Here is a 26615-nt window from a genome sequence, read left to right as displayed (position 1 = left end):
CCCTCTCGGTACTCGCGGCCACTCAGTGGCGACTCCGCAGGACGCTCCACGTCACGCCGACGAGGCTCACCAGGAAGACCACCGTCGAGAGGTCGTACGAGAGGTCTGAGACCGCAGCGTACGCCGTCACCGACCCGCCCCCGAGCGCCGCGACGAGCGCGAGGATCAGGGGGCCGGTACAGCCCACGCAGGTCACCAGCCCGAGCGCACCCGAGACGAGTGGCCGGCCCGCAGCACCCACGACGAGCGCGACGAGCCACGCCAAGACGAGGTAGCCGATCAGTTTGAACGGGACGACGGCGAGTCGGACCGCCCCGTCGTACAGGATGATGGGGCCCCACCCCGGCGGTGCCGTGAGGAGGGTCAGCGCCCCCGACCCACCGCCTCGTCCGATCAGTCCGCCGGCCCACAGCAACAGGACGGCGTAGCCGACACCGACGAGCACAGCCACCGCCCCCGGACGACCGCCCGCCGACTCCTGTCGACCACGCGCGTCGCCGAGCACCAGCGCGGCGGCCAGGAGGCTCGCGTCGATCCAGACGAACGGGTACAGCAGGTACCGTGGTGCGGTCACGTCGCCGGGAGAGACCCACAGCCACGCGAGCAGGAGGAGTGCCTCGACGCCGACCAGCCCCGCGAGCGCGACGGCGAGTCGGCGGGGCGGCAGCCCGGTCGCACGGAACGGCCGCGTCACGGCGGCGAGGCGGGTCGACATCGGCGGTTCAGGCGGCGGTGCCCTCGACCGGCTTGCTCAGGTAGTACGCCAGCAGGAGACCGGCGTAGAACAACACGGCGAGTACCGCCACCGCGGTGAGCGGGAGGTCGACACCGACGAACCCCGCGACGGTGCGGAGTTCGACGAACAGCGGGATGCTGAACGCGACGACGATCAGCAGGCCGCCACGAGAGAGCTCTCTCATCGGACCACCTCCAGGAGGCCGACCGTCGCGTCCACGGCGGTCGTCGGCAGGTGCCGGAGGAACTCCACGAGGCCGACCGGCAGGTGGCCGCGCAGGAGTTCGATGACGACCGGGTAGGTGCCGACGCCGTTGCCGAACAGCCCCTGCTGCTGGACGATGGAGTACAGCGGGAGCGCGTACGCCAGCGCGACGAGCACCAGCGCGATGCCGGTCCACATCTTGAGGTTGTCGAGCACGCGCGGCGAGTCGGCCGCCGTCGAGAGCGGCGTCGGAAGCGTGCCGGACTGCCGGATCGAGTCGGCCCGCGAGGAGGCGACGGTGATGTGCATGTTCACGAGGAACAGCACGGTCGAGACGAACAGCAGGACGCCGCCGAGCGCGATCTGGACCCGGATCTCGGCGACACTGCCGATGGCCGTCACGAAGTCGAAGTTGGTGTACTGCGGTTCTGCGGTCCGGCGCGGGATGCCGAGGAGGCCACCACGGTGCATGGCGTTCGACATGAACGTCATGCCGACGAACCAGAGCGCGACCTGCGCCAGTCCGATGGGCCGGCTGTAGAGCCGCTTGTTCGATATCTGCGGGACGAGCCAGTAGGAGGCGGCCATGAACGTCAGTGCGACCGCGGTGCCGACGGTCATGTGGAAGTGGCCCGGCACCCACAGCGTGTTGTGGACGAGGTAGTTGATGTTCATCCCGGCGTTGATCATCCCGGAGAAGCCGCCGGCCGCGAACATCAGCCCCGCGAGAGCCATCCCGGTGAACGCCGGATTCCGCCACGGGAGCGCAGAGAGCCACCCGAAGTAGCCCTCACCGCCGCGCTGGCGCGCGCCGTACTCCATCGAGGCGACGACCGTGAACGCGGTGAGCAGACTCGGCAGCAGCAGGAACATCGTGTTCGTCATGGCGATGAACTTGAACCCCTCTGCGATACCTGGGTCCACGTACTGGTGGTGGATGCCGACCGGCGTCGACAGGAGGAGAAAGAGGACGAACACGACACGCGCGAGCGGGTCGGAGAACAGGCGTCCGCCGGAGAGCTTCGGCAGGACCGTGTACCACAACAGGTACGCCGGCATCAGCCAGAAGTAGACGATCGGGTGGCCGAAGAACCAGAACAGCGTCCGCGTGAGCAGTGGGTTGACGCTGTCGATGAGGCCCAGCGACCACGGGATGAGGAAGAAGACGACGGAGACGGCGATGCCGATGGTGGCGATGTACCACATCAGCATCGTCGTCAGTACCATGAACCCCTGCAGCGGGATGCGCTCGTCCGGGTTCTCACCGGCCCAGGCGCGCCACGTCCAGAACCAGTCGACGCCCGCGAGCCACGTCCCGACGACGAACAGCGCCAGTCCGATGTAGAACAGCGGGTGTGCCTGCAGCGGCGCGTAGAAGGTGAACAGCACGTCTGCGCTGACACCGAGACTCGGCACGAAGCCGCCGAGGATGGCGGCGGACGCCAGGACGGTGCCGAGCGTCATCAGTCCGAACCACGTCCACGTGAACCGGATGCTCTCGGGTGGCCGGTCGAAGCTCCGGGCGGTCGCCCACGCGAAGATGCCACAGAGGAAGTAGATGGTGAACACGATGGCGAGCAGGACCCCGTGGACGGTCAGGACCGTGTAGTAGTCCACGGAACTGATCACCCGGAGGACGTTCGTCCGGTGGAGCGCCTGGACGAGTCCCGCGAGCGCACCGATGCCGAGCGAGATGAACGAGACGTACAGACACGCCCTGACGACCGCAGCCGTGTCCGGGAACCGGTCGGCGAACGTCGGTTCTGTCGTCGCCATCAGGCGTCACCTCCGTCCCACTCCGACTGGGGAACGACGACGACCTTGCCCTCCATCGTGTGGTGTGCGGAGCCGCAGTACTCGTTACAGAGGATGCCGTACTCTTTCACTTCGGACTGCTCGTCGAACCGAACGGTGATCTCCGAGACCTGTCCGGGGACGACCATCGTGTTGGCGTTCGTCCCGACGATCTCGAAGCCGTGGATCACGTCCGGCGAGGTGACGTAGAAGGTCACTTCGCTACCCGCGGGCACCCGGATCGGGTCGGGGCGGAAGCTGAACTGCTGGGCGACGACGTAGGCCGCGTACTCGTCCTCGCCGGTCTGGACCACTCCCGGATCGCCGAAGTTCTCGTCGTCGCCGATCGAGTTCGCGTCGATCGTTCCGCCGCTGTCGTCGACCATCGCCACCCCGGCACCGACCGCGCCGTAGGTGATCGTGGCGACGAACCCGACGATCAGCAACAGTGCCGCGACCAACCAGAGTTTCTCGTACTTGTGAACGTGCATGCTCAGCCGATCACCGTCAGATCGTTACCGAGGAACTCGACGAAGTACATGAAGATCCACATCGCCACGAGGATGGCGAAGTAGATGCCGATCAACACCAGTGTCCCGATGGGGTCGAACTCGTCGTCGCCCGCGAGTTCTCCATCGGCGTCAGTACTAGTAGCCATATTCGCCGGCAAGAAAGGGAACCAGTAAAAGCGTGTCCCTCTTCCAACGACCGGAGAATCGGGGTACAACTTTTAAGTGTCCCGAGAGAAGGCCCCCACATCATGGACTTAGAGAGCGTGCCACTACGCGTCGCCGTGGTCGTCGCCGCACTGGCGGTCGTCCCGGCAGTCGCGTTCGCTATCGGCAAAAGTAACCTCTATGCCGGAGCAGTGACCGTCGTCAACGTCGCCCTCATCTCGGCGTGTATCTACCTGTTCCTGTCGCCACACGAGGGTGCGAGCCACGCGGCGTGATGGGACTGATGCAGACGGCGACGCCGGGGCTCTCTGGCGCGTCGGGCACCGTCCTCGCGGGGGGGACGCCGGTCGACCTCGTCGCCGGCAACGTCGACGCGGTCGTCTTCCTCCTGATCGGACTGCTCGGCGGGGCACACTGCCTCGGGATGTGTGGCCCCCTCGTGACGATGTACGCCGGCCGACTCGACGCGACGACGCCGGGACGGACCGACACCCTGACCGCCTTTCACGTCCGCCAGCACGCGCTGTTCAACCTCGGCCGTGCGACGAGTTACGCGGTCCTCGGGGCGGTCGTCGCGCTGATCGGCGGGGCGGTGTTCACGACCGCCGACAGCCTCGGCGTCGTCGCCGACCCGGTACGCGGCGCGACCGGCCTCGCAGTGGGACTCGTCATCCTGACGACGGGCGCGTACTACCTCGTCGGCAAGTCGGCCGCGCTCCACCGACTGACCCCCGACGCCGCGTCGTCGCTGTTCGGACGCGTCACGGGGCTGCTCCACGACCGCGTGGACCGACTGGTCGGGACGCCCGGCATCGCCGTACTCGGTGGCATCCACGGCCTCTTGCCGTGTCCGATGACCTACCCGGCGTACCTGTACGCCTTCGCGGTCGGCGACCCGGTTCGGGCGGCGCTGCTGCTGGGACTGCTCGGAATCGGGACCATTCCGTCGCTGTTCCTCTACGGGACGCTACTCGACTCGCTGTCGCCGGCGCGGCGGGCGAGTCTCCACCGCGTGCTGGGTGTCGCGTTCGTCGCGCTTGCGTACCTGCCGCTCTCACACGGGCTGATGCTGTTCGGTATCCACGTCCCGCACGTCCACGTCCCGATCTACCAACCGCTCGGCTGACTCGCCTCGATCAGACAACCACGAGACGACCCACCGAACATGACGACCTGCACACTCTGTGACCTGCCGACGCCCGACCCCCCGGTGACGGACGACCGCGACCCGGCCGACGAGGACCACGTCTCCGGGGCGTTCTGCTGTCGGGGCTGTCTCGAGGTCGCGCGGACGCTGGACGGGAATCCGGCCGACGCGGACCCGGAGGCGGCACTCGACAACGACCGGAGCGAGTCGGTCCCGGACGACGCCGAGCAGACGTTCGTCCACGTCGACGGGATGCACTGTGCGACCTGCGAGCGGTTCGTCGAGTCGGTCGCCCGCGACGACGGGTCGGTCTACGCCGCCGAGGCCTCGTACGCGACCGATCTCGTCCGCGTCAGCCACGCGCCGGACGCGACCGACACCGACGATCTGCTCGACCGCCTGACCGGCTACGGCTACACCGCCAGTGAGGCGTCGGGGGCGCGTGAGGAGACGGACGACGGCGACGAGGTCGTGAAGTTCCTGATCGGTGGCGGCCTGTTCGGGATGATGGTCATGATGTGGTACGCCATCTTCCTCTACCCGACGTACTTCGGCTTCGAGTCGTTCGTGAACCTCGCCGGCCTCGACGGGCAGTACCTGCTGTGGAACGTCTGGGTGTTCGCCTCTATCGTCCTCTTCTACACCGGCTTCCCGATCCTGCGGGGCGCGTACGTCAGCCTCCGGGCGGGCCAACCGAACATGGACCTACTCGTCGCGCTGGCCGCGACGAGTGCGTACGTCTACAGCACGCTCGCCATCCCCCTCGGCCGGACCCACGTCTACTTCGACGTCACCGTCGCGGTCGTGCTGGTGGTCACGCTCGGCAACTACTACGAGACGCGGATCAAGCGCAGCGCGGTCGGGCGACTCGGCGAGTTGACCGCCGCCCGCGTCTCGGAGGCGCGCGTCGTCACCGACGACGACCACCGGACGGTCTCCGTCGAGGACCTCGCCCCGGGCGACCACGTTCTCGTGCGGCCGGGCGAGCGCATCCCGGTCGACGGCGAGGTCGTCGACGGGACGGCGGCGGTCGACGAGTCGCTCGTCACGGGCGAGTCGCTCCCCCGGACGCGCCGCCGGGGCGACGAGGTGCGCGGGGGGACGGTCGTCACCGACGAACCCCTCGTGATCGCGGTCGGGACAGACGCGACCAGCACGCTCGACAGACTGGTGAACCACCTCTGGGAGATTCAGAGCAGTCGCTCGGGTATCCAGCGGCTGGCCGACAGACTGGCGACCGTGTTCGTGCCGGGCGTACTGGTACTCGGCGTCGCCGCGTTCGGCTGGCAGGTCGTCACGGGGGCCGGCCTCGGGTCGGCACTGCTGACCGGGTTGACGGTCCTGATCGTCTCCTGTCCGTGTGCGCTCGGGTTGGCGACGCCGCTGGCGGTCGCTCGCGGCATCGCGGCCGCCGGGGGTCGGGGCATCGTCGTCTCGGGTGACACCGTCTTCGAGGAGACACCGGACGTCGAGACGGTCGTCTTCGACAAGACCGGGACGCTGACCGACGGCGAGATGGCGGTCACCGAGACGGCCGTCGCCGACGACGCTTCCGAGGCGTGGGACGCAGACGACCTCCTCGGACTCGCCGGGCGCGTCGAGCGCTACTCGCGACACCCCATCGCCGACGCTGTCGTGGCCGCCGCAGATCTCGACGAGACGCCCCCGACTGCCAGCGACGGTACCCCGGCCGCAGACGGTGGGCAGGTGACGGCGAGCGACGACGCCGAGTCGTCACGGAGGGCCGGAGACGGTGTGACCGACGTCCAGACGCACGACCGCGGGCTGACAGCGACGGTCGACGGTGCGTCTGTCGTCGTCGGCCACCCCGCGCTCGCGGTCGAGTCGGGCTACGACCTCCCGGCGGCCGTCGAGGAGACGATCGAGTCGGCCCGTGCGAGGGGGACGGTTCCGGTCGTGATCGGGCGGGCCGGGCGTGTCCTCGGCGTGGTCGTCGCCGGCGACGACCCGCGTGAGTCGTGGGACGAGGTCGTCACGGCCGTCTCGGCAGACGGGGCGCGGCAGGTCGTGGTCCTGACCGGCGACGACGAGCGTGCGACCGCCCGGTTCCGCGAGCACCCCGCCGTGGATCGGGTGTTCGCCGGCGTACCGCCCGCGGCCAAAGCCGAGACGGTCGACCGCCTGCGGAACGAGGGGCCGGTCGCGATGGTCGGCGACGGGAGCAACGACGCGCCAGCACTGGCGACGGCCGACATCGGCATCGCGATGGCCTCCGGGACCGACCTCGCGACCGACGCCGCCGACGTGGTGATCGTCGACCGTGGACTGGCGGCCGTGCCGGAGGTGTTCACGCTCGCAGGGTCGACTCACCGGCGGATCCGGACGAACCTCGGGTGGGCGTTCCTCTACAACGCGGTCGCCATCCCGCTGGCGGTCACGGGCCTGCTCAATCCGCTGTTCGCCGCGGTGGCGATGGGGACGAGCAGTCTGCTCGTGGTCGCCAACTCCAGTCGGTCGTTCGGCGTAGAAGAGTGAGCGGCGAGAGTCCCACTCCAACGCCGTTCACAATGTTCACAAATTCTGAACCGCGTGGAGGGCCGGGCCACTTCAGAGTGCCGCCACAGTCTAGCTCCTACCGGAGTGACGCACAGTCGTGGAGAGGGGGTCAGTCGGTACCCGACGGCTGTGAGAGAGAAATTTCACACATTGTGAAATTTTCAGAACCCCTCGACAGTTCTCACCGCCGAGACAGTCCCGCTGGTCGACCGGGCGTCGACGACCACACTCCGTCACGCTCAACTCGGGGAGACGAGAACGAACGCGCGTGACCACTACTCGTTTCGACGCCGACCACGTCGCCGGGTATCTCGACCGATACACCGACACGCAGGGCGTCCTGCCGGAGCGACTCGCGGAGTTCGGCGACGCCTATCGCTCGCAGGGGTATCTCACGCGCGACCAGTTGTACGACATCGCCTACGAGTCGTCGACTCGGAGCGCCTACCACGTCGAGTCGAACCCCGAAGAGCGGTGCCGAACGGTCACCCGGAACGTCCGACGGGTGGACGACGACTTCTCGCAGATCCACCTGTTGTCGGGACTCTCGGGGTTCAAAGCGCCGACCGCCTCCTGTGTGCTGACCGCCCTCGACCCGGAGCGGCACGCGGTCGTGGACACCCGGGTCTGGGCGACGCTCGACCGCTTCGACTACCTCGACGGCCGGAGAGAGTCGTTCGACGCGGACGACTACGTGACGATGATGACCCCGATTCGTGAGATCGCCGCTGAGTCGGGATACACGACGGCGGAGGTCGGCTACGCACTGTTCGCGTACGACGCCGAACACCGCGAGGGGACGCTCCACTGAGGAACCAACTAGAAACACGTGGACCGTCTCGCCAGTGTGACTCTCTGCGACTGTTCGGGCAGTCTGGCTCTCGGCCATCGTCTCGACAGTCTCGACTCCGACCGCACTCTCGACGGTCCGGGCATCGGCGACGCGCTCGGCAATCCAGACGGTTCCGGCAGTCCAGACGGTTCCGGCAGTCCACAGTGTCGACGCCGCCTCGACCGTGCCGACAGCGCAGACCGCGCGAACAGTTAGAAATTTGTGAACAGTGTAGAATGTTTGGACCGGGAGCAGGGCTGGCCCGGTCGTCGACGACTCAGGGGACCTTCAGGTAGCCGAAGCCGTCCTGCTGGAGCGAGGCGAGTCTCCCGACGCCCGAGGGGACACGTTCGACGCCGGGGAGGAGGTCGGCGTCGCTCGCGTCGAGTCGGCGGAGCGAATTCCCGCAGGCGTACAGGGCGACGCCCGCGTCTCGCAGGTCGGCGACGGTCGCTGTCGCCGGTGTCGTCGGCGACAGAAACAGCCGGACTGCGCCGCCGTTGGCGACGAGCACCACGTCGTCGTCCGGTCCCGACACCGACTCGTCCGCGAGCAGGTTCACCACGTTCCTGAGTGCGTGGCGCTGGTCGGCCGGATCGTCGCTGGAGACGTGGAAGACGGTCTGCATAGGTCTCACTGCGTCGGCTGGCGGGAAGATGCTGCCGTCGGTCGGGCCTCACCGGCGGATCGGCAGGCCGGGGACGCCCACGTCGAGTGCCACCAGACTCGGGTCGGGAGTCTGCGAGAACGCGAGGTTCGGGACGTAGACGGTCTGTTGGTGCCCGCGGGCGGTGCCGAAGGTCACGTCTGCGGGGCTGTCGAGTGGGTCGCCGCTCGCCAGCGTCTCGATCTCGCCGTCGGGGAAGACACGGACGAGCGTGTTCTGGCCGTTGATCGCGGCGTAGACCGTGTTCTGCGTGTCCGTCGCCAGGCCGTCGACGCCGATCAGTCGACCGTCCTCGGCGTAGACGTAGGGCGTGCCGGGCGAGCCGTCGGGGTCGACCGGGATGGCGACCAGCCTTCCGTTGTCGAAGTTCCCGACGACGACGGTGCCGTCTTTCAGGACCGTGATCCCGTTCGCGCCGATGGTGTACGGGGCGAGTAGTCCGGTTCCGGAGAGGAGGTCGTCGTCGACCCAGACCGAGTGCGAGCCCTCCTCGATGTACCAGACGAGGCCCCTCTCCATGTCGGTGACGAGGAGGCCGTCGCCGAACAGGAGGATGTCGTTCGGGCGCGTATCGATCGGGAGTTCGACGAACAGTTCACGAGTGCCGTCCCGGTCGACGCGCCAGACACCGTGGGTGTCGGTCTCGTCGCTTTCGTCGCCCCAGAAACAGGCGTAGACCGTTCCCTCGGGGGCGACCTCGAGGCCGACCACGCCGGTCAGGAACGCACCTGCAGTCCGGAACTGTGCGAACGTCTCCGTGGTGGAGTCGTCCGCCGAGAGGCGTCTGATCTCCCCACGCGGCGGGAGACTGACGTACTTCCGGCCGCGTCGGTCGATCGCGACGTTCTCCGGGAGTTCGCCCTGTGCGGGGTCCAAGTCGAGTACCAGTCGGAGCTCACCGACACGGCGGGGTCGTTTGGCGGTGGCTGTCCCGGCCGCGAGTGCGAGGCCGGTGACACCGAGCGTCTGCAGTAGGGATCTACGTGTGATAGTGTCGTACATGCGTCTCTCCCGTGTCCGGAGCGTCCGCGGGGACACTCCGGGACACAGGTGGAGAGACGACGAGATTCGCGAAAGCTAAGTACTCGTTAGCGAGTTGGTGGGTGAACTTAAGACACGTAACTGGTGACGAATAGCCGATCAGAACGCATTTGAGCCGGCCGTGATACGGGAGACGTGTGCGTCCCCGCCTCCCCTCCCTCGACTGGTTTAGCGTCGCCTGCGGCGTCCTCGTCGCCGGCATCGTCGTCGCCGTTGGCTCGTCCACCGGTCGTGTCGTGATCGGACTCGCGGCACTGGCGGGCCTGACGACGTGGACGCTCCTCGAACAGTTCCCCCACCGTGTCGACCGACTGGTACTCGCGCGTGCACACTGGCTCGCCGGTGTACTGGCGGTCGCGCTGGTCGCCGTGGCCCTGCTCGGCCGGACTGGCCTCGTTGCAGTTCCCGGGTCGGCCACTATCCCGGTGCTCGGTCTGTCACTGCTGGCCGTGTTCGTCCTCGGTAGCGGCGGGACGCGTCGGGGTACGGTGATTCGGCGCGAATCGACGGTCCGGGTGGTACTGCAGGCCGAGAAGTCCCGCCGCTACGCCCTGGCGACGATGGCCGTCGGTCTCCTCGGGACGACCGGCCTCGTGAGCCCCCTGTTCGGGGACCCCGTGGTTCCCAGCCTGCTCGGTGCGGGACTGGGCGCACTGATCGCGTCGGTGTTCACGTGGACGCCGTCGGTCGAACTGACCGCGACCGACCGCGCACTGCTGGTCGCCGACAGACCGAGGGGCGGCGCGGAGGTGATCTCGTGGCGGCGCGTTCGGGCCATCTCGACCGAAGGGTCGACCGTCCGAGTTCGGCGCAGTCTGCCCACGCCGATGGTCTACACTGCGACCGTCGAGTCGCCGGCAGAAGCGGACGCGCAAGCCGACGCGCTCCGGCGGTGCCGGCGTGCAGTCGTGGAGTGAGGAGAGTATCCAGTCCGTAACCGGGAGAGACCGGTAGCCGAGTCGTGGCCAGCGGAAAGTGAAGGAACTCGTTCCTGGCACCGATCCGACGACAACGGTCATTGGAGCGTTCGTCGTAGATCTTGCTGGGGGGAACTACCATGCCAGACGACGCATTCGTCCGTATCGGGCACTGCAGTCCCGACGCACCGAACGTCGACGTACGACTGGACGGGGAGACCGTGATCGAAGACGTTCCGTTCCGTACCATCGGCGACTACCAGCAGGTCCCTGCCGGCAGCCACGAGGTCCACGTGCTGCCGACCGGGAGCGAGGAGTCCGTCATCGAGACGTCGATCGACGTAGACGCCGGTGAGCAGTACACCGCGCTGGCGACCGGAACGGTCGCCGACGAGAACCTGAAGCTGACCGTGCTGACCGACGAGGTCGGCGAAGTGCCGTCCGGGAAGGCACACGTCCGGTTTATCCACTGCTCGCCGGACGCACCGCGAGTGACGGTTCGTGTCGCAGACGACGGCCCGACGCTGTTCGAGAACGTCCGCTTCCGCCGGGGGACCGACTACACGCCGGTCGATGCCGGGACGTACGACATCGAGGTGCTGCCGAGCGGGAGCGACGAGGTCGCGCTGTCGCTGTCCGGAATCGAGTTCGAGGGCGCGACGGCCTACTCCGCTATCGCGGTCGGCCTCGTGAGTGAGGGAACGCTCGGCGCGGAACTGATCGAAGATAGCCGGATGATGCTCGAAGCAGACGACTGAAGCCGGCACACCGCGCCGGACACCGGCGCTGTGTGTGCTGATTTCGGGCGAGAGCGAAAAGCAATCAGTATTCTTTCAGTTCGTGGTGTGCAGTTGTCTGGGTTGGACAACGATACAACACAGATTCTCGGCGATATCGCCTCGATAGTGCATAAATCATATGCCGCTATACGAAATTCGCCGGGCGGACGAACGGATCGAGCGTGTCGAGACGCGCGAAGTCGCCCTCGCCGCTCGAGACTGGGAGAGGGCGCTGGGACGACGGACTCCGGCGCGACCGGCGTGTGAGCGCGCCGACCTTGCGTCAGCAAGCAGAAGGTTCAGCGGACGTAGACCACCACGGTGAGACCTGATGGTGATCGACAGTCATGAGTGACAGCCTCGGATTGACGGAAGCGGTCTCGATCGCACTCGGCGGCATGATCGGCGGCGGCATCTACGCCGTTCTCGGGGTCGTGGCGGGGATAGCGACGTCTGCCATCTGGGTCGCGTTTCTAGTCGCCGGTGTCGTCGCCACGAGTGCGGGCTACTCGTTCAACGTCCTCAACAGACTCACGGACAACCGAGGTGGCTCCGTGACGTTCGTCCAGTGTTACGTCGGGAACTCCACCCTGGCGGGGATGGTCGGCTGGACGTTGCTGTTCGGGTACGTCGGCTCGATGGCGATGTACGCGTTCGCCTTCGGTGAGTTCACGGCCGCGTTCGGGGTCGTGCCGACGAGCGTCGCCGGCGTTCCGGTCCGACCACTGATCTCCGTCGTGGCAGTAGCCGGCTTCGTCGGCCTGAACCTGCTCGGCGCACGAACTACCGGTGCCGCGGAGAACGTCCTCGTCGCCCTGAAGATCGGGATTCTCGTCCTGTTCGGGATCCTCGGGGCGGTGTACGCCGTGGGCTTCAGCGGAGTGCCGCTGGAGTACGGCGTCGACCGACTCGAAGGGGTCGGACCCGTCGTGGCGGCGGCCATCTCGTTCGTCGCCTTCCAGGGCTGGCAACTGCTGTACTACGACCAGGAGAGCATCGAGGACCCCGTCGAGACCATCCGAAAGGCGGTGTACATCTCGATCCCGGTCGCCGTCGCGCTCTACGTCCTCGTGGGGATGGTGACGGTGAACCTGGTGCCGCAGGCGCTCGAATCCCACCCGCACGTCGCGCTCAAGGACGCCGCCTCGATGATGATGGAGCCGTACGGACTGGCGCGCGTCGGGGCGGTCGTCCTCGCGCTGTCGGCACTGTTCTCCACGGGGAGTGCCATCAACGCCACCCTCTTCTCGTCTGCGCACTTCGCCAAGGGGTTGCTCAGTGAGGACCTCCTCCCCGACCAGATCGGGGACGCGTCCGCCGACGGTGTCCCGGAGCGTACCGTGCTCGTCCTCGGGGCGATCACCGCCGCGTTCACGTGGTACGGGAGCCTCGGAGCCATCACGTCGTTCGCCTCGCTGGCGTTCATCCTCGTCTTCGGGTCGATGAGCTACCTCGCGTTCCGTCGGCGCGACCACGACGACGTGAACGGCGTCGTCCCGGCAGTCGGGGCCGTCGGCGCCGCAGCGTTCTTCCCGCTGATGCTGTACAACCTCTACACCCGCGAGCCGAACACGTTCTACACGGTGCTCGGCGTCGCCGTGGTCGTAGTCGCGGTCGAACTCCTCTACTTCGAACGCGACACCTTGGAGGCAGAAGTCACGGAGTTCGAGTCGGACGTCCGGGCCGCCGTCGAGGGCGACTGAGCCCGTCGGCTCTCAGTCGTCGGCGACCGTGGGCGCGTTCGCCGTCTCGGGAGACTGGGGCGTCACCTCGGGCGAGTCCGCGACCGGCGTCCACGCCAGCGCCTCGTCGTACTCGAACGCGCGGTGGTCCTGCGTCGGGTCGACGACCGTCAGCGAGAGCCAGTCGTTGTCCAGCAGTTGGACGAGGTTCTCGTGGGCGGACAGCACCGCCGTCACGCGGTCGACCGGCGCGTGGACCACGGTGGAGAGGCGGAGTGGCTGGTGGTACGGCGTCTCGTCGGCGGCCATGAGCGACTGCAGGGGGAGTCCGGCCATCAGGTCGCCGCCGTTGCCCTGGTAGACGCCGACGTTGCCGACCGGGTTCTGCGTCACCTTCGAGCCACTGCCGTAGACCGCGTTGTCGACCGTCGAGAAGTAGTACTGGCTGTTGATCCACTGCGTGACGATCATCGGGCCGGTGAGGATGGTCTCCAGCGCGTCGCCCTCGGTGTCGGTCGCCCAGTCGTACGAGTGGAGGAAGCAGCGTCCGTCGAGGTCGAGATCGCTCGTCAGGTCGCGGGGGCCGACGACGAACCCGGCGTTGCCGGCCAGCCCCCACTCGGGGCGCGTCTCGGCCCAGTCGCCGGCGCGGCGGCCCGTCTCGGAGAGGCCGTTCGTCGTGTCTCCGCCCATCGCTTCGGCACGTTCGGCGGTCGCACGTTCGCGGGCGGTGTCGAGGTCACGGCGGAGTTGTGTGAGATCCTCGGCGTGGCTCTCGGGCACGTCGCCGTAGATCTCGATCTCGTCGGTCGTCGTGTTGTGTTGCCCGGCGAGGAAGACGGTGTCAGCGGGGAGGTCGAAGCCACGGTCGCGGAGGGCGGCCTGCACGTCGGGATCGGCACAGATCGCCGCGAGGACGCGGGCGTTCGGCCCGCCGGGGTTGCCGGCGCAGGCACCGCAGTCCAGACTCGACGCGAACGGGTTGTTCGTCGTCTCGCTGGCGTGGCCGGTGAAGACGACGAGGCGACCGAACGACTCCCAGCCCATCAACTCGAAGGCGGTCGCCGCGTACTCGACTTGCTGGTCGTGTGTCAGTCCCACCGGGAGGTCGCCGGCGTAGGTGTGCTGGTGGTGGACGGTCTGCTCGCAGAACTCGTGGCTGTCCGGAACCGCGTCGTCGGCGGTGTCGAACAGGTCGCGGACGCGACGCGGGAGGAGCGTGCGGGCCGCGAGTCCCACGCCGTAGCCGGTGCCGGCGTTCTCGACGAAGCCGAAGGCGCTGGCCGGGTTCGTCTTCAGCGTCTCCACGGTCTCGTGGACGGTCTCGCGCAGGTGCGCCCACCGGTCGTGGGTCGCCTGCGTGTCACGCTCGGTCGGCACCTCGCTGATCCGGTGCTGTGGGTCGAGGATCGGCGGGCAGGCGGCGACCGGCACGGCGTCGTCGTACCCCTGCCACTCCATCGGGACCCCGAAGAAGCCGGCGTAGCCGAAGGTCTCGTAGTCACCCGCCGTCTCGACGTGCCGGCGGACGATCTCCGAGCGGGTGTCGATACAGAAGACGAGTTGTGCGTCCGGGCGACCCGGCGACTCGCGGTCGGCACGCGAGCGACTCTCGGCTGCGACACGGTCGACGAGGTCGGCGCGGTACGTCGCCTCCCAGGCGCTCAGGAACGCCTCGGCGAGGTCGTCGGCCGGGTCGTCCTCGGTACTGTCGGGGCCGGTCGTGGGCGTGAAGTCGCCACCGAAGGCGTCGAGCAGGGCCAACCGAACCGCGAGATACCCCGCGAGCGTGATCGGCGAGGCCGACTGCCACGGCCCGTCGGCGTCGGCACGGTGTTTGAGGAAGCCGGTCCAGCCGGGAAGCGCGGCCAGTTGTTTCTCGAAGATGGGGACCCACTGACTCTCCGGGTAGTCGGCCAACACGGTCTCGATGGTCTCGGTCGGCGTCGCCGGCAGGTCGGCGACGATGCCCTCGTCGGGGACGGCACCGTCGTACCGGGCGACCGCGCGGAACGCGTCGTAGAAGCCGTCGTCGCGGTTCGGCATCGACCACGACGCACGCCCCTCGTCGAGGAACGCGGCCAGCCACTTCGTCAGGACGCGGTCGGTGCGCTCGCCGGCGGTGTCTGCCGTGCCGGATTCGACTGCGGTGTCGGCCGCTGGCGACGGGAGACTGGAGTCCGAGGCCGACGCGTCGGCCTCGGAGTCCATGCGGTCGAGGAGCGTCTCCGGGTCGTCCGCGAAGCCGCGGGCGTCGAGTTCGGCCGCGAGTCGCTCGGGGTCGATCTGGCCGTCGTCGAGTGCGGCCCGGAAGGCGTCGGCACTCGGGTAGCCGCGACCGCCGAGTAAGTCGGCCGCCTGGGTCACCGCCTCGCCGAACGGGAGATCCTCGAACCCCGAGAGGGGGTTGGCCGTCACGAACGAGTGGATCGGCCAGACCGAACCGACCGTGTTCGCGGCTTTGTCGATGCTGTCGTGGATGGTGGACTCGTTACTCATTGTACTCCTCCGGGGAGGTCAGCAGGGTACGGGGCGACGGACGACTCGCGTTGACCAGCGCCACGTAGAGACGCGTACTGCGTTCGTGGAGACCGGTCTCGATGGCGACGTAGACGACGAGGAAGGCGACGGCGACGAGGACGTGGACGGGACTCAGGTCGACCGGTGCCGAGACGACCGGGAGGCCGGCGAGAAGTGTGAGGACGGCCTCGTACACGAGCGCGTAGACGGCGATAGCCGGGAGGAAGACGAGCGGAACCGCGCCGAAGCGGACCGTCGCCGGAAGCGAGGTCCGGGTGACGAGACTGCGGGCCGCGTGGAGCGTGGTGAGGACGACGAACACCGCGAGCAGGAGTCCGCTGTCGAGGCTCGTCCCTTTGCCGGTCAGGAGCGCGAACAGCCCACCGCCGGCGAGAGCGGTCAGGAGCGTGACGGCGACGCCGGCCACGGTCGTCCGAGTGCTGTCGGGGGCGGTGGGGCTGGTGCGTTCGACCTGCCCGCCGGAGCCGAGGAAGTGGTACGCCTTGTAGAAGCCGTGGAGGACGAGGTGGGTGATCGCCGCCCCGAAGAAGCCGAGACCGGCCTGCATGATCATGAAGCCCATCTGCCCCACGGTCGAACAGCCGAGTTCGCCCTTCACGTCAGACTGGACGGACTTGAGGAGTTTCCCGAGGAGGGCACTGGTCGCGCCGACGACGACGACGGCGAGCATCAGCGACGCGTCGACGGTGACGACCGGCGCGAACCGGAGCAGGAGGATGCCACCCGCGTTGACGAAGCCGGCGTGCATCAGCGCCGAGGCGGGGGTCGGCGCGGTCATCGAGGAGAGGAGCCAGGTGTGGAAGGGGACGAGCGCCGACTGGATCATCGCCGCGAGGACGAGACAGGCGACGGCGACAAGCCAGACCGGGCCGCCGAGACTCGCGGTCGCCCCGGCGACACCGGAGACGCTGGTCGCGCCGGTCGTCCACCACAGCGCCGTCAGCGCGACGCCCAGGAGGACGCTACTGGCGAGGAAGTACCGGCGAGCGACCGACGCGGCCGCCCGTGCCTGTTGCCAGTCGTCGAGCGTCCCGACGAGTTCTGCCATCACCAGTCCCATCGCCAGCCACAGCAGGCCGAACAGTGCGAGGTGGTCGGCCGCGACGAGGCCCATCACGAGCACCGTGAAGCCGAAGACGGTCGCGAAGAAGCGCGTCTCGTGGCGACTCCCCGCCATGTAACGGCGCGAGTAGCTGTGGACGATACCGCTGAAGAAGGTGACGACCACCCACAACAGGACGGTCAGACCGTCGACGGCGACGACGCCGGCGAGTTCCCACGTCCCGCCGACCAGCACTCGGGCCGCGAGTGCGGCGGTGCTCGCGGCGAACAGTGCCCACACGAGCCACGTCGATACGAGGGGCAGGAGCGGCGACTCGGCCGTCCTGTCCGGGAGCGCTCCGACCGACTGGTTCGAGGTACGTCCTGACATGGTTGGCGTGACGACCGCCCCGGCGACTGTGACACCTTCACACGACCGGTTCTGATCGTCTCTACCCGCTATCGAGAACAGACTGCCTATTAAATCTGCCTAAATTCACAATTCGTTCGCAAAACTCGCATTATAGAACGTTATGTTTTCGGGGTGCTCGCCGGCGGGAGTCCAGCCCCGAGTCGCCCGTCGACGACCGGGACGAGTCCGGACGCTGTCCCCGGGGCGGACCGGGGAGATCCGGACCGGTCGGACCGAGACCACGACCGCAGATCGGACGATCCGCTACCGGATCGGTCGTCCGGACGGGGAGAAAGTATCATGTCGGTATCGACCGACCGGTACGAGTATGGAAACACTCGCCGGGACCGTACTCGCCGGGAAGTCGTTCGACCCGATCCGGGGCCGGGTCGTCGTCGAAGACGGACAGATCGAGGCGGTCGAGGAGACGGAGACGGCGTCGACGGACATCGTCCTGCCGGCGTTCGTCAACGCCCACACGCACCTGGGCGACTCCGTGGCGAAGGACGCGGCCGTCGGTCTGTCGCTCGAGGAGGCGGTCGTCCCGCCGGACAGTCTGAAACACCGTCGGTTGGCGGCCGCCGGCCACGACGACCTCGTGTCGGCGATGCGTCGGACGCTCCGCTTCGTGGCACGCACCGGGACCGTCTCCTGTCTCGACTTCCGCGAGTCGGGGCTCGCCGGAGCACGCGCTCTCCGGGAGGCCGCAGAACCGGTCGCCGTCGACCCGTTCATCTTCGGGAGCGACGACCTCTCGGTGCTAGACGTCGCCGACGGCTACGGTGCCTCCGGTGCGAACGACGCCGACTTCACCGCAGAACGGGCCGCCTGCCGGGAGCGTGGCGTCCCCTTCGCGATCCACGCCGGCGAACCGGACGCCACCGACATCCATCCGGCGCTCGATCTCGACCCGGATCTGCTCGTCCACATGGTCCACGCCGAACGGGAGCATCTCGACCGCGTCGCCGAGCAGTCGGTCCCGATCGTCGCGTGTCCGCGCGCGAACAGCGTCCTGAAGGTCGGGAGAGCTCCGATCCGCGAGTTACTCGACCACACGACGGTCGCACTCGGGACGGACAACGTGATGCTGAACGTCCCGTCGATGTTTCGCGAGATGGCGTACACCGCCCGAGAGTTCGAGGTGAGCGCACGCGAGGTGTTGCGGATGGCGACGACCGCCGGCGCGGAGATAGCGGGCCTCGACTGCGGGGTCGTCGAACCGGGCCGGCGTGCGGCACTGCTCGTCCTCGACGGCGACTCGGACAATCTGGCTGGAACGACGGACGTGGTGGAGGCGGTCGTCCGGCGCGCGACCGAACTCGACGTGAAGCGCGTGCTCGTCTGACCGGTGGCCGAGGAGGCCGGGCTACTCCTCGCGGCCGGCGTCGAAGGTGCCGAAGGGGGTCGTCTCGTGGCTCCGGACGAGCACCTCGTCGGCGACGGTCAGTCCCATGTCGAGCAGTGCCTGTGCGACCGGCGTGATGTCGCTGTCGGACTCGCCGACGGCGGTGACGAGGAGGTTCTGTTCGCCGGTCACGAGTTCCTGGACCGAGACGACCCCGTCGATCTGCAGGATCTCGGGGACCAACTCGCCGCGTTCGGGGATCGACGCGGTACAGAAGAGGAGCATCCGGAGCGGATAGCCCGACCGCTGGTAGTCGACGTTGGCGCTGTAGCCTTTGATGATGCCGTCGGATTCGAGCCGCTGGATGCGTTTCCGGACCGTGCTGTCCGAGGTGCCGGTTCGCTGTGCGATGTCGCCCGAGGACATGTTTCGGGCGTCCTCCTGCAGTGCGTAGAGGATCGCCCTGTCCACGTCGTCGATCTCCTGGTCGGCCATGCAGCACTATGCGCGGCAGAGACACTTTACCTTTGTACGTCGCCGGGGGCCGCCGCTCCGGCGTGGTTCGGTGTCGGTAGAATGAGTCGGTCCGTGTTCGGTGTCGACAGAAGAGATCGCCGTGTCAGTAACCCACGACTGAAGTCGTGGGCTTCCTCCTCGATTCTGTGTGATCGGTGTCGGCGAGGGGTGTCCACCTCGGCGGGCGCTCAGTCCCGCCGAGCCACCAGCGCGACCGCCACCAGCGACAGCAGCGCCAGCAGTGCGACGAGGACGCCGAATCCGGGCGTCGTCGTCGTGGTCGGCTCACTCGTCGCCGTCGGCGTCGCAGTCGCGGTCGGGGTCTCCCCCTGCTCGCGGACGACCAGCGTCCGAGTCGCGGTCGCCGTCCGGCCGGTGTCGTCGGTGACCGTCAGCGTGACGCCGTACTCGCCGGGCGCGTCGAACGTCAGCGTACCCGTCTCGCCCGTCAGCGTCCGGCCGTCGACCGACCACTGGTAGGCGACGATCTCGCCGAACCGGGTCGTCGTGTCGCCCGCGTCGAGCGTCAGTTCCTCGCCGACCGTCGCCGATGACGGCGTGACGAAGTCGGCAGTCGGGTCGCCGACCGCCGTCACCGCGAACGGGGAGAAGCCGTCCGTCTCGATCTCGACGAGGAGAACACCGTTCCGCTGTCGGACCACGGTCGGGTCGAGCAGCGTCCACTCGTCGTCCTCGTAGTGGGCGACTCGCAGGTCGTCGGACGTGAGTCCACCGTCGGTCAGTCGGTCGGTCGGAATCCGCAGGCGCATCGTCGCCGTCGTCCGCTCTGCGTCGCCCGCCGCACCGACGAGGAACGCGGTCAGTACGCGTCCCGGCGTCGCGTCGGTGAGGCTGGTCGGCCGGTCGAACTCCGCGACCGTGACCGTCCCGGTCGTGCCGGTCTCGTACCGGACCGAGGCGACCGAGGAGTTGTCGGCGAACTCGGCGACGGCCGGTTCGAGTCGGTTCACCGGGAGTCTGTCCTGTACCGCGAAGTGCGGGCGGACCCCGGTCGGGACCGCCATCTCGGCGCGGATGTCCGACTCGGCTTCGATGATACGCGGCCAGTTGTCCGCCTCGCCATCGCCGGGGTCGCCCCCGCCGCCGCCACCGCCACCGCCGCCGCTACTCCGGACGCGAATCTCGACGGCGCGCCTGTCGGCGTCGGTCGGACTGGCGACCGTCACGTTACCCGTCTCCGAGTCGCCGCGACTCGTCGGCCAGACGAGCGACACCCGCGTCGAGGCGTTCGGCGCGAGTGTGACCGCCGTGGTGTTCACGACACCGTCGACCTCCGACCGGAGGTCGACGCGCTGGGTGTCGGTGAGCGAACCGGTGTTCGCGACCGTCGCGTTGACGACCAGCGTGTCGCCCTCCGTCACCGGGTCGTTCGTGTCGGTGACGTTCACCGCGAAGGTCGGCTGACGCACGTCTATCGTCACGGTCGCGGTGTCAGTGCCGCCGTTGCCGTCGCGGACGCGGTAGGTGAACGTGTCCGGTCCGGTCGTCCCGTCGGGGTCGTAGTCGAACGACCCGCCGGCCGAGAGCGTGACACTCCCGTTCGTCGGGGCGGTGACCGGCGTCTGCTCGACCGAGAGACTGTCGCCTGCGTCCGGGTCGGTCGCGTTCGTGAGGAGTCCGGGCGCGGAGACCGACAGCGTCGAGTTCGCACCGACGGCGTACTGCTCGTCGGTCGCGGTCGGTGCGTCGTTCGTGTTCGTCACCGTGATCGAGACCGGCCCGACCGTGTCGGTCGCGCCCGCCGCGTCGGTCACGGTGATCTCGATGTCGTCGTAGCTACCCACGTCCGCGTTCGTCGGCGTCCCCGACAGTTCGCCGGTCGCCGTGTCGAAGCTCGCCCAGCTCGGGAGCGCGGTCACGGCGAAGGTCGTCGTGTCGCCCGCGTCCGGGTCCGTGACCGACGGGACGAAACTGTACGCCGCATCCTCGGGTGCGGTGGTCGCCGGACTGTTCGTGATCGTCGGCGCGTCGTTGACGTTCGTCACCGTGATCGAGAACGGCCCGAGCGTGTCTGTCGCGCCCGCGGAGTCGGTGACGACGAGTTCGATCCCGTCGTAGGTCGCCACGTCGGTCGGCCCGGGCGTGCCGGCGAGTTCGCCGGTCGCCGGATCGACGCTGGCCCAGTCCGGGACGCCGGTGCCCGAGAACGTCAGCGTGTCGCCGGTGTCCACGTCGGTCGCGGTCGGCGTGAAGCGATACTGCTGGTCCTGTGCGACCGAGGCGGTCGGCGACCCCGAGATGCGCGGGGCGTCGTTGACGGCGGTCACGTCTACCGTCAGCGTCGCGTCTGTCGCCGCAGTCGTCACGCCGTCGCCGACCGTGAAGGTCGCGGTCGCCAGCGCGTCGCCCGAGGCGTTTGCGGGCGGTGCGTACTGGAGGTCGCCCGCAGAGATGTTGCCGACCGGCACGGTGTCGCCGGTAGTGAGTTCCTCCCCGTCGTTCCGGTCGTCGGCGTTCGCGTCGAGGAACAAGGAGCCGTCGCCAGCGACGCCGGTGAACGTCACCTGCTGGAGCGTGTCGCCGGGGTTCGGATCGTCGAACGGGACGTCTCCGACCGCGAAGACGTACCGGGTGTCCTCGTCGGTCGTGACGCCGAAGTCGGCGGTCGTCGGCGGACTGTTGACCGTCAGCACCGCGTCGCCGGCGTCGGTCTCCACCCGGAGACTGTCGATAGTGATCCCCGTCAGCGTGAGCCGAGTGTCCGCCGAGTCGAAGGTGTCGGCCGAGGGGACGTCGGTGTCGAGGGTGACGACGCTGTCGCCACCGCTCTGTGTGACACGAGCGTACTCGCCCTCGGTCGCGGCGGTCGCGTCGCCGGTGACGACGATGGACTCGGCGTCCACGGTCGTGCCAGCGTCGCCAAAGTCGGTGATCGTGTCGCGGTCGAGACCGGCGGGAGTCCCGCCGAACTCGTCGACGCCCGCGTTCCCGGTGAGCGTGTCCGCACCCGTGCCGCCGACGAGGCTGTCGTCGCCGTCGAAGCCGACGAGGGTGTCCGGCGTCGCGGTCCCGATGATCACCGTGCCGGACGCGTCCGTGGTCCGGAAGGTGTCCACTCTCGTCACGGTCAGCGTCGAGGCGTCGAGCGTCGGGCCGGTCGTGACCAGTTCGCTCCCGCTCTCGGTCGCGGTGACTGTCGTGAGCGAGCCGAGTTGCGCGTCGGTCACGGTGAACGAGGAGGCGTTCACCGAGGTACTCGCCAGCGACTCGACGCTCGTGACCTGCGTCCCCGAGAGGTCGAGGGTCTCGTCTGCGGTCGTGAGTCCCTCGGTCCCGTCACTGCCCGCGAGGGTCGTCACCGAGTCGACCGTCTGCTGGTCGGTCGTCAGCGTCGCGTCCCGAGAGAGTCGGATCGTGTCGAGAGACGTGAGATCGGTGCCGGTCAGGTTCGGCGCAGTGCCGGTCAGCGAGAGCGTGTCGCTCGCGGCGAACTCGCCGGTGATCTCAGTCAGCGTCCTCGTGCCGGCGTCGTCCACGACGAAGGTCGTCCCGCTGGCATTCGTCGTCTGGAGCGTGTCGAAGCCGCCGAGCGAGCGCCCGGAGACGTTCAGTTCGGCGTCGGTCGTCACCAGTGAGTCGTTTCCGGCCGTGTCGCCGGTGTCGAACGCGGTCACGTCGCGCGTCGCGTCGCGGTCGATCACGAGGCGCGTGTCGCCGCCGGTGCCGACCGCGACCGTCTCGAAGCCGGTCAGGTCGGCACCGGTGGCGTCCGCCGATCCGGTGGCGAACCGCAGGGTGTCCCCGCTGGCCGCGCCCGGCGCGTCGAGGCTGTCGAGGTCGGTGAGGACGCCGGTCGTGACGGTGAGCGTCGCGTCGGTGCCTGTCACGCTGACGCGCTCCCAGTCGGTGAAGGGGACGAAGGTCAGCGAGGTGCTACTCGCGGTCGTCGTCAGCGTCTCGGTGTGGGCCGTGGTGCCGGTGTAGCCGTCGAAGTCGTCGCTCCCGCTCCCGACGACGAGTGTCGTGTCGCCGTCCGCGCGGCTCTGTACGTCCTCGAAGCCGGTCACCTGCGAGGTGGCGGTGAGGTCGTAGGTGCCCGCCTGCGAGAGCGAGACGGTGTCGTCGCCCCCAGCCCCGTCGAGAACCGACCCCGACGTGAGGTGGGCAGGGTCGGAGACGATCAGGAGTTGGTCGCTCGCACTCGCCGTGACCCCGTCGCGGATGCCCGCGCCGGTCGTCGTGTCGAAGTCGGGTGCGGTCGTGATCAGTGCCGAGTCGCCCGCGAGTGCGGTGAACTGGAGCGTGTCGGTGCCGTCGAACGCAGGAATCGGGTTCTGGCCGCGATCCACGACCGCACCGGCCGACAGATCGACCGCGTAGTCGGTCCGGTCGGCGAGCGCGGACGACGGCCTGATCGTCAGGTTCGCGTCCGAGACCGAGACGGTGCCGGGACCGCTCCCGGCGTCGGCCTGCACGTCGAACGTCTCGGCGACGGTCCCGCTCGTCTCGTCGGTGATCGTCACGGTGCCCGCCGAGCCGAGGAGAATCGGCTCGGAGAACCGAACCGTGATCGGATCGCCCGAGACGTAGTAGTCGCCGTTTGCCGGGTCGGAGTCGGCCGGCAGGACGGTCGGGATGCTGGTGTCCTCGGTGACCGAGACGACGACCGACTGGGTCGCCGTGTTGCCGGCGTCGTCGGTCGCGGTCACGGTCAGTTCGTAGTCGTTGTCCGCGTTCGCGTCGGTCGGGGAACTGTAGTCCAGTGGCGTCCCGATCGACAGCGACCCAGTGCCCGAGTCGAGCGAGAAGGGTCCGGCGTCGGTCCCCGAGAGCGCGTAGGAGACATCGGTGTCGTACGCGGTGCCGGCGTCGTCGTCGGCCTGTACGTCGAGCAGGGTGCCGGTCCGACCTTCGAGAATCGACGCGCTGGGAGCCGAGTCGAAGGTCGGCCCGGTGTTGTCGAGCGTGTACGTCTCGTCGCCGGTCGCGCTCCCGTCGCCCGCGCCGGTCGTCCCGACGCCGCCGAGAGGGACCGCGCCCACGTCGTCGCCCGTGATCGAGTCGTCGTCCGCGAGGTCGAGTCGGACCGTGCCGTCGCCGGCGAGCGAACCGACAGTGACGGTGATCGAACTGCCGGCCGAGGCGTCGACCGCCGAGACGGTGCCGGTCGCGTCGCCGGTCGTCGTGAGGGTGAAGTCGCCGGTGTCGACGTTCTGGACTGCTGTCGAGAACGCCACGTCGAAGTCGAGGCTGTCGGCGTTCGTCTCGTCGCCCGCGCCGGCGCGGGTGATCGACGCGACTTCGGGCGCGTCGGCGACCGTCGCCGAGACGGTGATCGTGTCGCTGTCGCCGACTGCGTCCACGACGCGTACCTCGAAGCTGTCCGAGCCGGCGAAGTCGGCGTCGGGTTCGTAGCTCAGTCCCGAGGGATCGGTGTCGGTGGTGGTCCCCGAGGAGACCGTCGTCGGGAAGCCGGCGAGTGTACCGTGGTCGGGTGCGCTGGCGACCTCCCACGTCAGGGCGTCACCGTCGGGATCGCTGGCTGTCAGGCCCGCGTCGACCGAGACCGGCCCGCCGTCTTCCGGCACCGAGACCGAGGGACTGGCGTCGACGAAGGTCGGCGGGTCGTTCGGCACGATTGCGACGAAGTTCAGCGTCGAGGGGTCGTCCGTCAGCGAGGTCGGAATCTCCCCGTCTCCGTCGGTGATCGCGCCGGGTTCGACGTGGACGTACAGATCGACGCCGGTCGGCAGGTCGCTGGACGGATCGACCGTCACCTGCGTCCCGCTACCGAGCGTGACTGCGCTGGTCGTCACGTCTGCGGTCGCCACCGGCGAGTCGTCCGAGACGCGCCGGATCACCACGTCGCCGGTGCCGAGCGAGACGGTCTCGTCGAACTCCAGCACGATGTCGGCGTTCGCCGGGAAATCCGTCGTGCCGTCTGCCGGTGTATTGGCGATCAGCGCGGGGGGAGACGCACCGTTTTCCAGAATCGCCGCGTTCTGATCGGTCCCCGCCGTGGCGTCGACGATGTCCGGGTCGCCGTCGTCGTCGTAGTCCACGACCGGGAACTCGTTTGCCGTGTCGAGCGAGAGGTCGCCCGCGACCCCGGTCTGCTCGGTGAACCCACCGGTGCCGTCGTTTTCGAGGAGGTTCCAGCCACTGCCGGAGTCCGCGACGAGGAAGTCGGTGTCGCCGTCCACGTCGTAGTCGATGGGGAGTAGCTCCCGGTTGCCGGAGACGTTGAACTGTGAGTTCGTGAAGCCAGCCAGCGGAGAGCCGCTCCCGGGCGCGAGCGTCGTGAACGAGCCACCGCCGTCGTTCCGGAGGACGGTCGCGTCGTTCGCGCTGTCGACCATCGGATCGACGATGTCGGGGTCGCCGTCGCCGTCGTAGTCCACCACCAGAATGTTGATCGCGTTCGTCTCCGAGATGTCGATGGAGACGCCGGTTCGCTCCGTGAACCCGCCACTGCCGTCGTTCTCGAGGAGGTTCCAGCCCGCGCCGGTGTCGGCCGTGACGAAGTCGGTGTCGCCGTCGCCGTCCCAGTCGATGGGGATCAGTTCGTTCGTGCCACCGATCGCCAGTCGGGAGTTGCCGAACCCCGAGAGGGGTGAACTACCAGCCGAGAGTGTGGTGAAGGTTCCGCCGCCGTCGTTCCGGAGGATTCGCGCCTCGCTCTCGGCACCGGCGTTCGCGTCCACGATGTCCGGGTCGCCGTCGTCGTCGTAGTCCACGACCACGAAGTTGTCCACCGTCGTCAGCGTCAGATCGACCGTGACGCCGGTTCGCTCCGTGAAGCCGCCACTCCCGTCGTTCTCGAGGAGGTTGAAGTTGCTCCCGGAGTCGGCCACGATGAAGTCCGTGTCGCCGTCGCCGTCGTAGTCGATTGGGAGCATCTCGGTCGCGCCCGAGATGCGGAGCCGCGAGTCGGAGAAGCCGGAGAGTGGCGAACTGCCGGCCGGGATGGTGGTGTAGCCACCGAGGAGGAGACCCGAGTAGTCGTCGGCTGTCAGACTCGCGGTGTCGACGCGTCCGACCTCGCGTTCGAGGTCCCAGTCGCCGCCGAGACGCTCGGTGCCGGTGAGGTCGGTCGAGGCGGCCACGTCCGCACCGGTGACGGCCGCGAGTCGCGTCACGAAGGAGTCGTCGCCCGCGTCGGTGCCGATCCGACAGCCGTAGAGGAGCAGGTCGCCGTCGACTGCGAGACTGTCGCCGAGTGCGCGCAGGGTGGCGTCAGCGGCAGTCGGGCCGTCTGCGGAGAAGTCGTCGTCACCGAGGTGGAGGCGGCCGCGATTCCCGTGTGAGAGGAGGTGGATCGCGTCGAGGCCCGACCGGTCGGCGAGTGCCGAGCGCAGGTCGCGAGCGCCGTCGACGCGGACGACTTCGATCCCCTCGGCCGAGGCGGTTCGTGCGAGCGTCTCGTGGCCGGCGACGCTGGTGTCGACGACCGCGAGTTCGGTTCGGTCGGCGGGCGGGTCGGTCGAATCGGAGAGCGTCGCGTCGCCGGACGCGGTCGACACGGCGACCGCCGGGCCGACGCCGGCGGTGACGACCAGCAGGGTGACGAGCACCACGACCAGTGTCTGGAGTCGGCCGCGAGTGATCAGTCGACGATATGATGTGTCACTCGGAAGACTCATTCGGGGTGCTCCGCAGTCGCACCCACCTCGACCGTCTCCCAGGTTCGTGATCTGTCGATACGTCGTCCCGCCGTCGCCCGTCTCCTGACTGCCATTAGTTCGGGAAATGTCCAATTCCGTTAATAAGCACCGGTGAGACGGTGGTTCACGGCTGAGACGACCG

General features: G+C 68.4%; 19 protein-coding genes. 8 read left to right on the top strand and 11 right to left on the bottom strand.

Features of this window, described 5'->3' with window-relative positions:
- Window positions 1-22 precede the first annotated feature (22 nt).
- Genes LI337_RS18465 through LI337_RS18445 form a run of 5 tightly spaced genes read right to left on the bottom strand, consistent with a single transcriptional unit; the run spans window position 23 to window position 3392 of the window.
- The gene (locus LI337_RS18465) at window positions 23-715 is read right to left on the bottom strand and encodes a DUF7546 family protein (protein WP_227231398.1); all 693 of its coding nucleotides are present in this window, start codon (window positions 713-715) and stop codon (window positions 23-25) included.
- Window positions 716-722: 7 nt separating this feature from the next.
- Window positions 723-920 carry a hypothetical protein gene (locus tag LI337_RS18460; protein WP_227231397.1) on the bottom strand — a complete coding sequence of 66 codons (198 nt, stop codon included), beginning with the start codon at window positions 918-920 and terminating at the stop codon, window positions 723-725.
- Window positions 917-2716 (bottom strand): b(o/a)3-type cytochrome-c oxidase subunit 1, encoded by a 1800-nt coding sequence (locus tag LI337_RS18455; RefSeq protein WP_227231396.1) that lies wholly within the window; start codon window positions 2714-2716, stop codon window positions 917-919. The genes LI337_RS18460 and LI337_RS18455 overlap by 4 nt, the downstream gene beginning before the upstream one ends.
- Window positions 2716-3225 (bottom strand): cytochrome c oxidase subunit II, encoded by a 510-nt coding sequence (locus tag LI337_RS18450; protein ID WP_227231395.1) that lies wholly within the window; start codon window positions 3223-3225, stop codon window positions 2716-2718. The genes LI337_RS18455 and LI337_RS18450 overlap by 1 nt, the downstream gene beginning before the upstream one ends.
- 2 nt (window positions 3226-3227) lie before the next feature.
- A complete protein-coding gene (locus LI337_RS18445; protein ID WP_227231394.1) occupies window positions 3228-3392 on the bottom strand; it encodes a cytochrome oxidase in 165 nt (54 codons plus the stop codon).
- A gap of 102 nt (window positions 3393-3494) precedes the next feature.
- Here LI337_RS18445 and LI337_RS18440 point away from each other — a divergent pair, with 102 nt between their 5' ends.
- The 4 genes from LI337_RS18440 (at window position 3495) to LI337_RS18425 (ending at window position 7886) form a co-directional block, all read left to right on the top strand.
- On the top strand, window positions 3495-3686 hold the full coding sequence (locus LI337_RS18440; protein ID WP_227231393.1) for a DUF8131 family protein: 192 nt from the start codon (window positions 3495-3497) through the stop codon (window positions 3684-3686).
- Window positions 3686-4537, top strand: a complete 852-nt coding sequence (locus tag LI337_RS18435; RefSeq protein WP_227231392.1) for a sulfite exporter TauE/SafE family protein — start codon at window positions 3686-3688, stop codon at window positions 4535-4537. Before LI337_RS18440 ends, LI337_RS18435 begins: the two co-directional genes overlap by 1 nt.
- A gap of 39 nt (window positions 4538-4576) precedes the next feature.
- Window positions 4577-7054 carry a heavy metal translocating P-type ATPase gene (locus tag LI337_RS18430; protein ID WP_227231391.1) on the top strand — a complete coding sequence of 826 codons (2478 nt, stop codon included), beginning with the start codon at window positions 4577-4579 and terminating at the stop codon, window positions 7052-7054.
- 289 nt (window positions 7055-7343) lie between these two features.
- Window positions 7344-7886 carry a hypothetical protein gene (locus LI337_RS18425; protein ID WP_227231390.1) on the top strand — a complete coding sequence of 181 codons (543 nt, stop codon included), beginning with the start codon at window positions 7344-7346 and terminating at the stop codon, window positions 7884-7886.
- Between the two features lie 298 nt (window positions 7887-8184).
- On the opposite strand, the gene LI337_RS18420 is transcribed toward LI337_RS18425, so the two are convergent.
- Both LI337_RS18420 and LI337_RS18415 read right to left on the bottom strand, forming a co-directional pair.
- Complete coding sequence (locus LI337_RS18420; protein ID WP_227231389.1) at window positions 8185-8535, bottom strand: DsrE family protein; 351 nt, start codon at window positions 8533-8535, stop codon at window positions 8185-8187.
- A 48-nt stretch (window positions 8536-8583) separates the two neighbouring features.
- Window positions 8584-9576 carry an SMP-30/gluconolactonase/LRE family protein gene (locus LI337_RS18415; protein ID WP_227231388.1) on the bottom strand — a complete coding sequence of 331 codons (993 nt, stop codon included), beginning with the start codon at window positions 9574-9576 and terminating at the stop codon, window positions 8584-8586.
- 176 nt (window positions 9577-9752) lie between these two features.
- Between LI337_RS18415 and LI337_RS18410 the strand changes: the two genes are divergently transcribed.
- From LI337_RS18410 to LI337_RS18400, 3 genes are all read left to right on the top strand, one after another.
- Window positions 9753-10532: a hypothetical protein gene (locus LI337_RS18410; RefSeq protein ID WP_227231387.1), complete on the top strand. Its 780-nt coding sequence runs from the start codon at window positions 9753-9755 to the stop codon at window positions 10530-10532.
- Window positions 10533-10672: 140 nt separating this feature from the next.
- Window positions 10673-11290: a DUF4397 domain-containing protein gene (locus tag LI337_RS18405; RefSeq protein WP_227231386.1), complete on the top strand. Its 618-nt coding sequence runs from the start codon at window positions 10673-10675 to the stop codon at window positions 11288-11290.
- A gap of 368 nt (window positions 11291-11658) precedes the next feature.
- Entirely contained in the window at window positions 11659-13014 is a 1356-nt protein-coding gene (locus LI337_RS18400) for an APC family permease (protein WP_227231385.1), read from the top strand.
- Between the two features lie 12 nt (window positions 13015-13026).
- Here LI337_RS18400 and LI337_RS18395 read toward each other — a convergent pair whose 3' ends face one another.
- Both LI337_RS18395 and LI337_RS18390 read right to left on the bottom strand, forming a co-directional pair.
- Entirely contained in the window at window positions 13027-15492 is a 2466-nt protein-coding gene (locus LI337_RS18395; RefSeq protein WP_227231384.1) for a DUF2309 domain-containing protein, read from the bottom strand.
- Window positions 15485-16966 (bottom strand): proton-conducting transporter transmembrane domain-containing protein, encoded by a 1482-nt coding sequence (locus LI337_RS18390; RefSeq protein ID WP_227231383.1) that lies wholly within the window; start codon window positions 16964-16966, stop codon window positions 15485-15487. The genes LI337_RS18395 and LI337_RS18390 overlap by 8 nt, the downstream gene beginning before the upstream one ends.
- A gap of 349 nt (window positions 16967-17315) precedes the next feature.
- On the opposite strand from LI337_RS18390, the gene LI337_RS18385 reads away from it, so the two are divergent.
- Window positions 17316-18332 carry an amidohydrolase family protein gene (locus tag LI337_RS18385; RefSeq protein WP_227231382.1) on the top strand — a complete coding sequence of 339 codons (1017 nt, stop codon included), beginning with the start codon at window positions 17316-17318 and terminating at the stop codon, window positions 18330-18332.
- Between the two features lie 21 nt (window positions 18333-18353).
- On the opposite strand, the gene LI337_RS18380 is transcribed toward LI337_RS18385, so the two are convergent.
- Entirely contained in the window at window positions 18354-18827 is a 474-nt protein-coding gene (locus LI337_RS18380; protein ID WP_227231381.1) for an Lrp/AsnC family transcriptional regulator, read from the bottom strand.
- A 209-nt stretch (window positions 18828-19036) separates the two neighbouring features.
- Entirely contained in the window at window positions 19037-26452 is a 7416-nt protein-coding gene (locus LI337_RS18375) for a DUF4347 domain-containing protein (RefSeq protein ID WP_227231380.1), read from the bottom strand.
- Window positions 26453-26615: the final 163 nt, after the last annotated feature.

It is taken from the genome of Salinirubrum litoreum (assembly GCF_020567425.1).
GTDB lineage: Archaea > Halobacteriota > Halobacteria > Halobacteriales > Haloferacaceae > Salinirubrum > Salinirubrum litoreum.
This window is presented reverse-complemented; position numbering and strand designations above follow the sequence as displayed.

What these genes read in the sequence shown, in the direction of transcription:
- LI337_RS18420 (WP_227231389.1), bottom strand. Translation starts at nt 8,535, where the DNA reads ATGCAGACCGTCTTCCACGTCTCCAGCGACGATCCGGCCGACCAGCGC.
- LI337_RS18405 (WP_227231386.1), top strand. Translation starts at nt 10,673, where the DNA reads ATGCCAGACGACGCATTCGTCCGTATCGGGCACTGCAGTCCCGACGCA.
- LI337_RS18385 (WP_227231382.1), top strand. Translation starts at nt 17,316, where the DNA reads ATGGAAACACTCGCCGGGACCGTACTCGCCGGGAAGTCGTTCGACCCG.
- LI337_RS18400 (WP_227231385.1), top strand. Translation starts at nt 11,659, where the DNA reads ATGAGTGACAGCCTCGGATTGACGGAAGCGGTCTCGATCGCACTCGGC.
- LI337_RS18430 (WP_227231391.1), top strand. Translation starts at nt 4,577, where the DNA reads ATGACGACCTGCACACTCTGTGACCTGCCGACGCCCGACCCCCCGGTG.
- LI337_RS18455 (WP_227231396.1), bottom strand. Translation starts at nt 2,716, where the DNA reads ATGGCGACGACAGAACCGACGTTCGCCGACCGGTTCCCGGACACGGCT.
- LI337_RS18450 (WP_227231395.1), bottom strand. Translation starts at nt 3,225, where the DNA reads ATGCACGTTCACAAGTACGAGAAACTCTGGTTGGTCGCGGCACTGTTG.
- LI337_RS18375 (WP_227231380.1), bottom strand. Translation starts at nt 26,452, where the DNA reads ATGAGTCTTCCGAGTGACACATCATATCGTCGACTGATCACTCGCGGC.
- LI337_RS18435 (WP_227231392.1), top strand. Translation starts at nt 3,686, where the DNA reads ATGGGACTGATGCAGACGGCGACGCCGGGGCTCTCTGGCGCGTCGGGC.
- LI337_RS18440 (WP_227231393.1), top strand. Translation starts at nt 3,495, where the DNA reads ATGGACTTAGAGAGCGTGCCACTACGCGTCGCCGTGGTCGTCGCCGCA.
- LI337_RS18390 (WP_227231383.1), bottom strand. Translation starts at nt 16,966, where the DNA reads ATGTCAGGACGTACCTCGAACCAGTCGGTCGGAGCGCTCCCGGACAGG.
- LI337_RS18415 (WP_227231388.1), bottom strand. Translation starts at nt 9,576, where the DNA reads ATGTACGACACTATCACACGTAGATCCCTACTGCAGACGCTCGGTGTC.
- LI337_RS18380 (WP_227231381.1), bottom strand. Translation starts at nt 18,827, where the DNA reads ATGGCCGACCAGGAGATCGACGACGTGGACAGGGCGATCCTCTACGCA.
- LI337_RS18460 (WP_227231397.1), bottom strand. Translation starts at nt 920, where the DNA reads ATGAGAGAGCTCTCTCGTGGCGGCCTGCTGATCGTCGTCGCGTTCAGC.
- LI337_RS18465 (WP_227231398.1), bottom strand. Translation starts at nt 715, where the DNA reads ATGTCGACCCGCCTCGCCGCCGTGACGCGGCCGTTCCGTGCGACCGGG.
- LI337_RS18395 (WP_227231384.1), bottom strand. Translation starts at nt 15,492, where the DNA reads ATGAGTAACGAGTCCACCATCCACGACAGCATCGACAAAGCCGCGAAC.
- LI337_RS18445 (WP_227231394.1), bottom strand. Translation starts at nt 3,392, where the DNA reads ATGGCTACTAGTACTGACGCCGATGGAGAACTCGCGGGCGACGACGAG.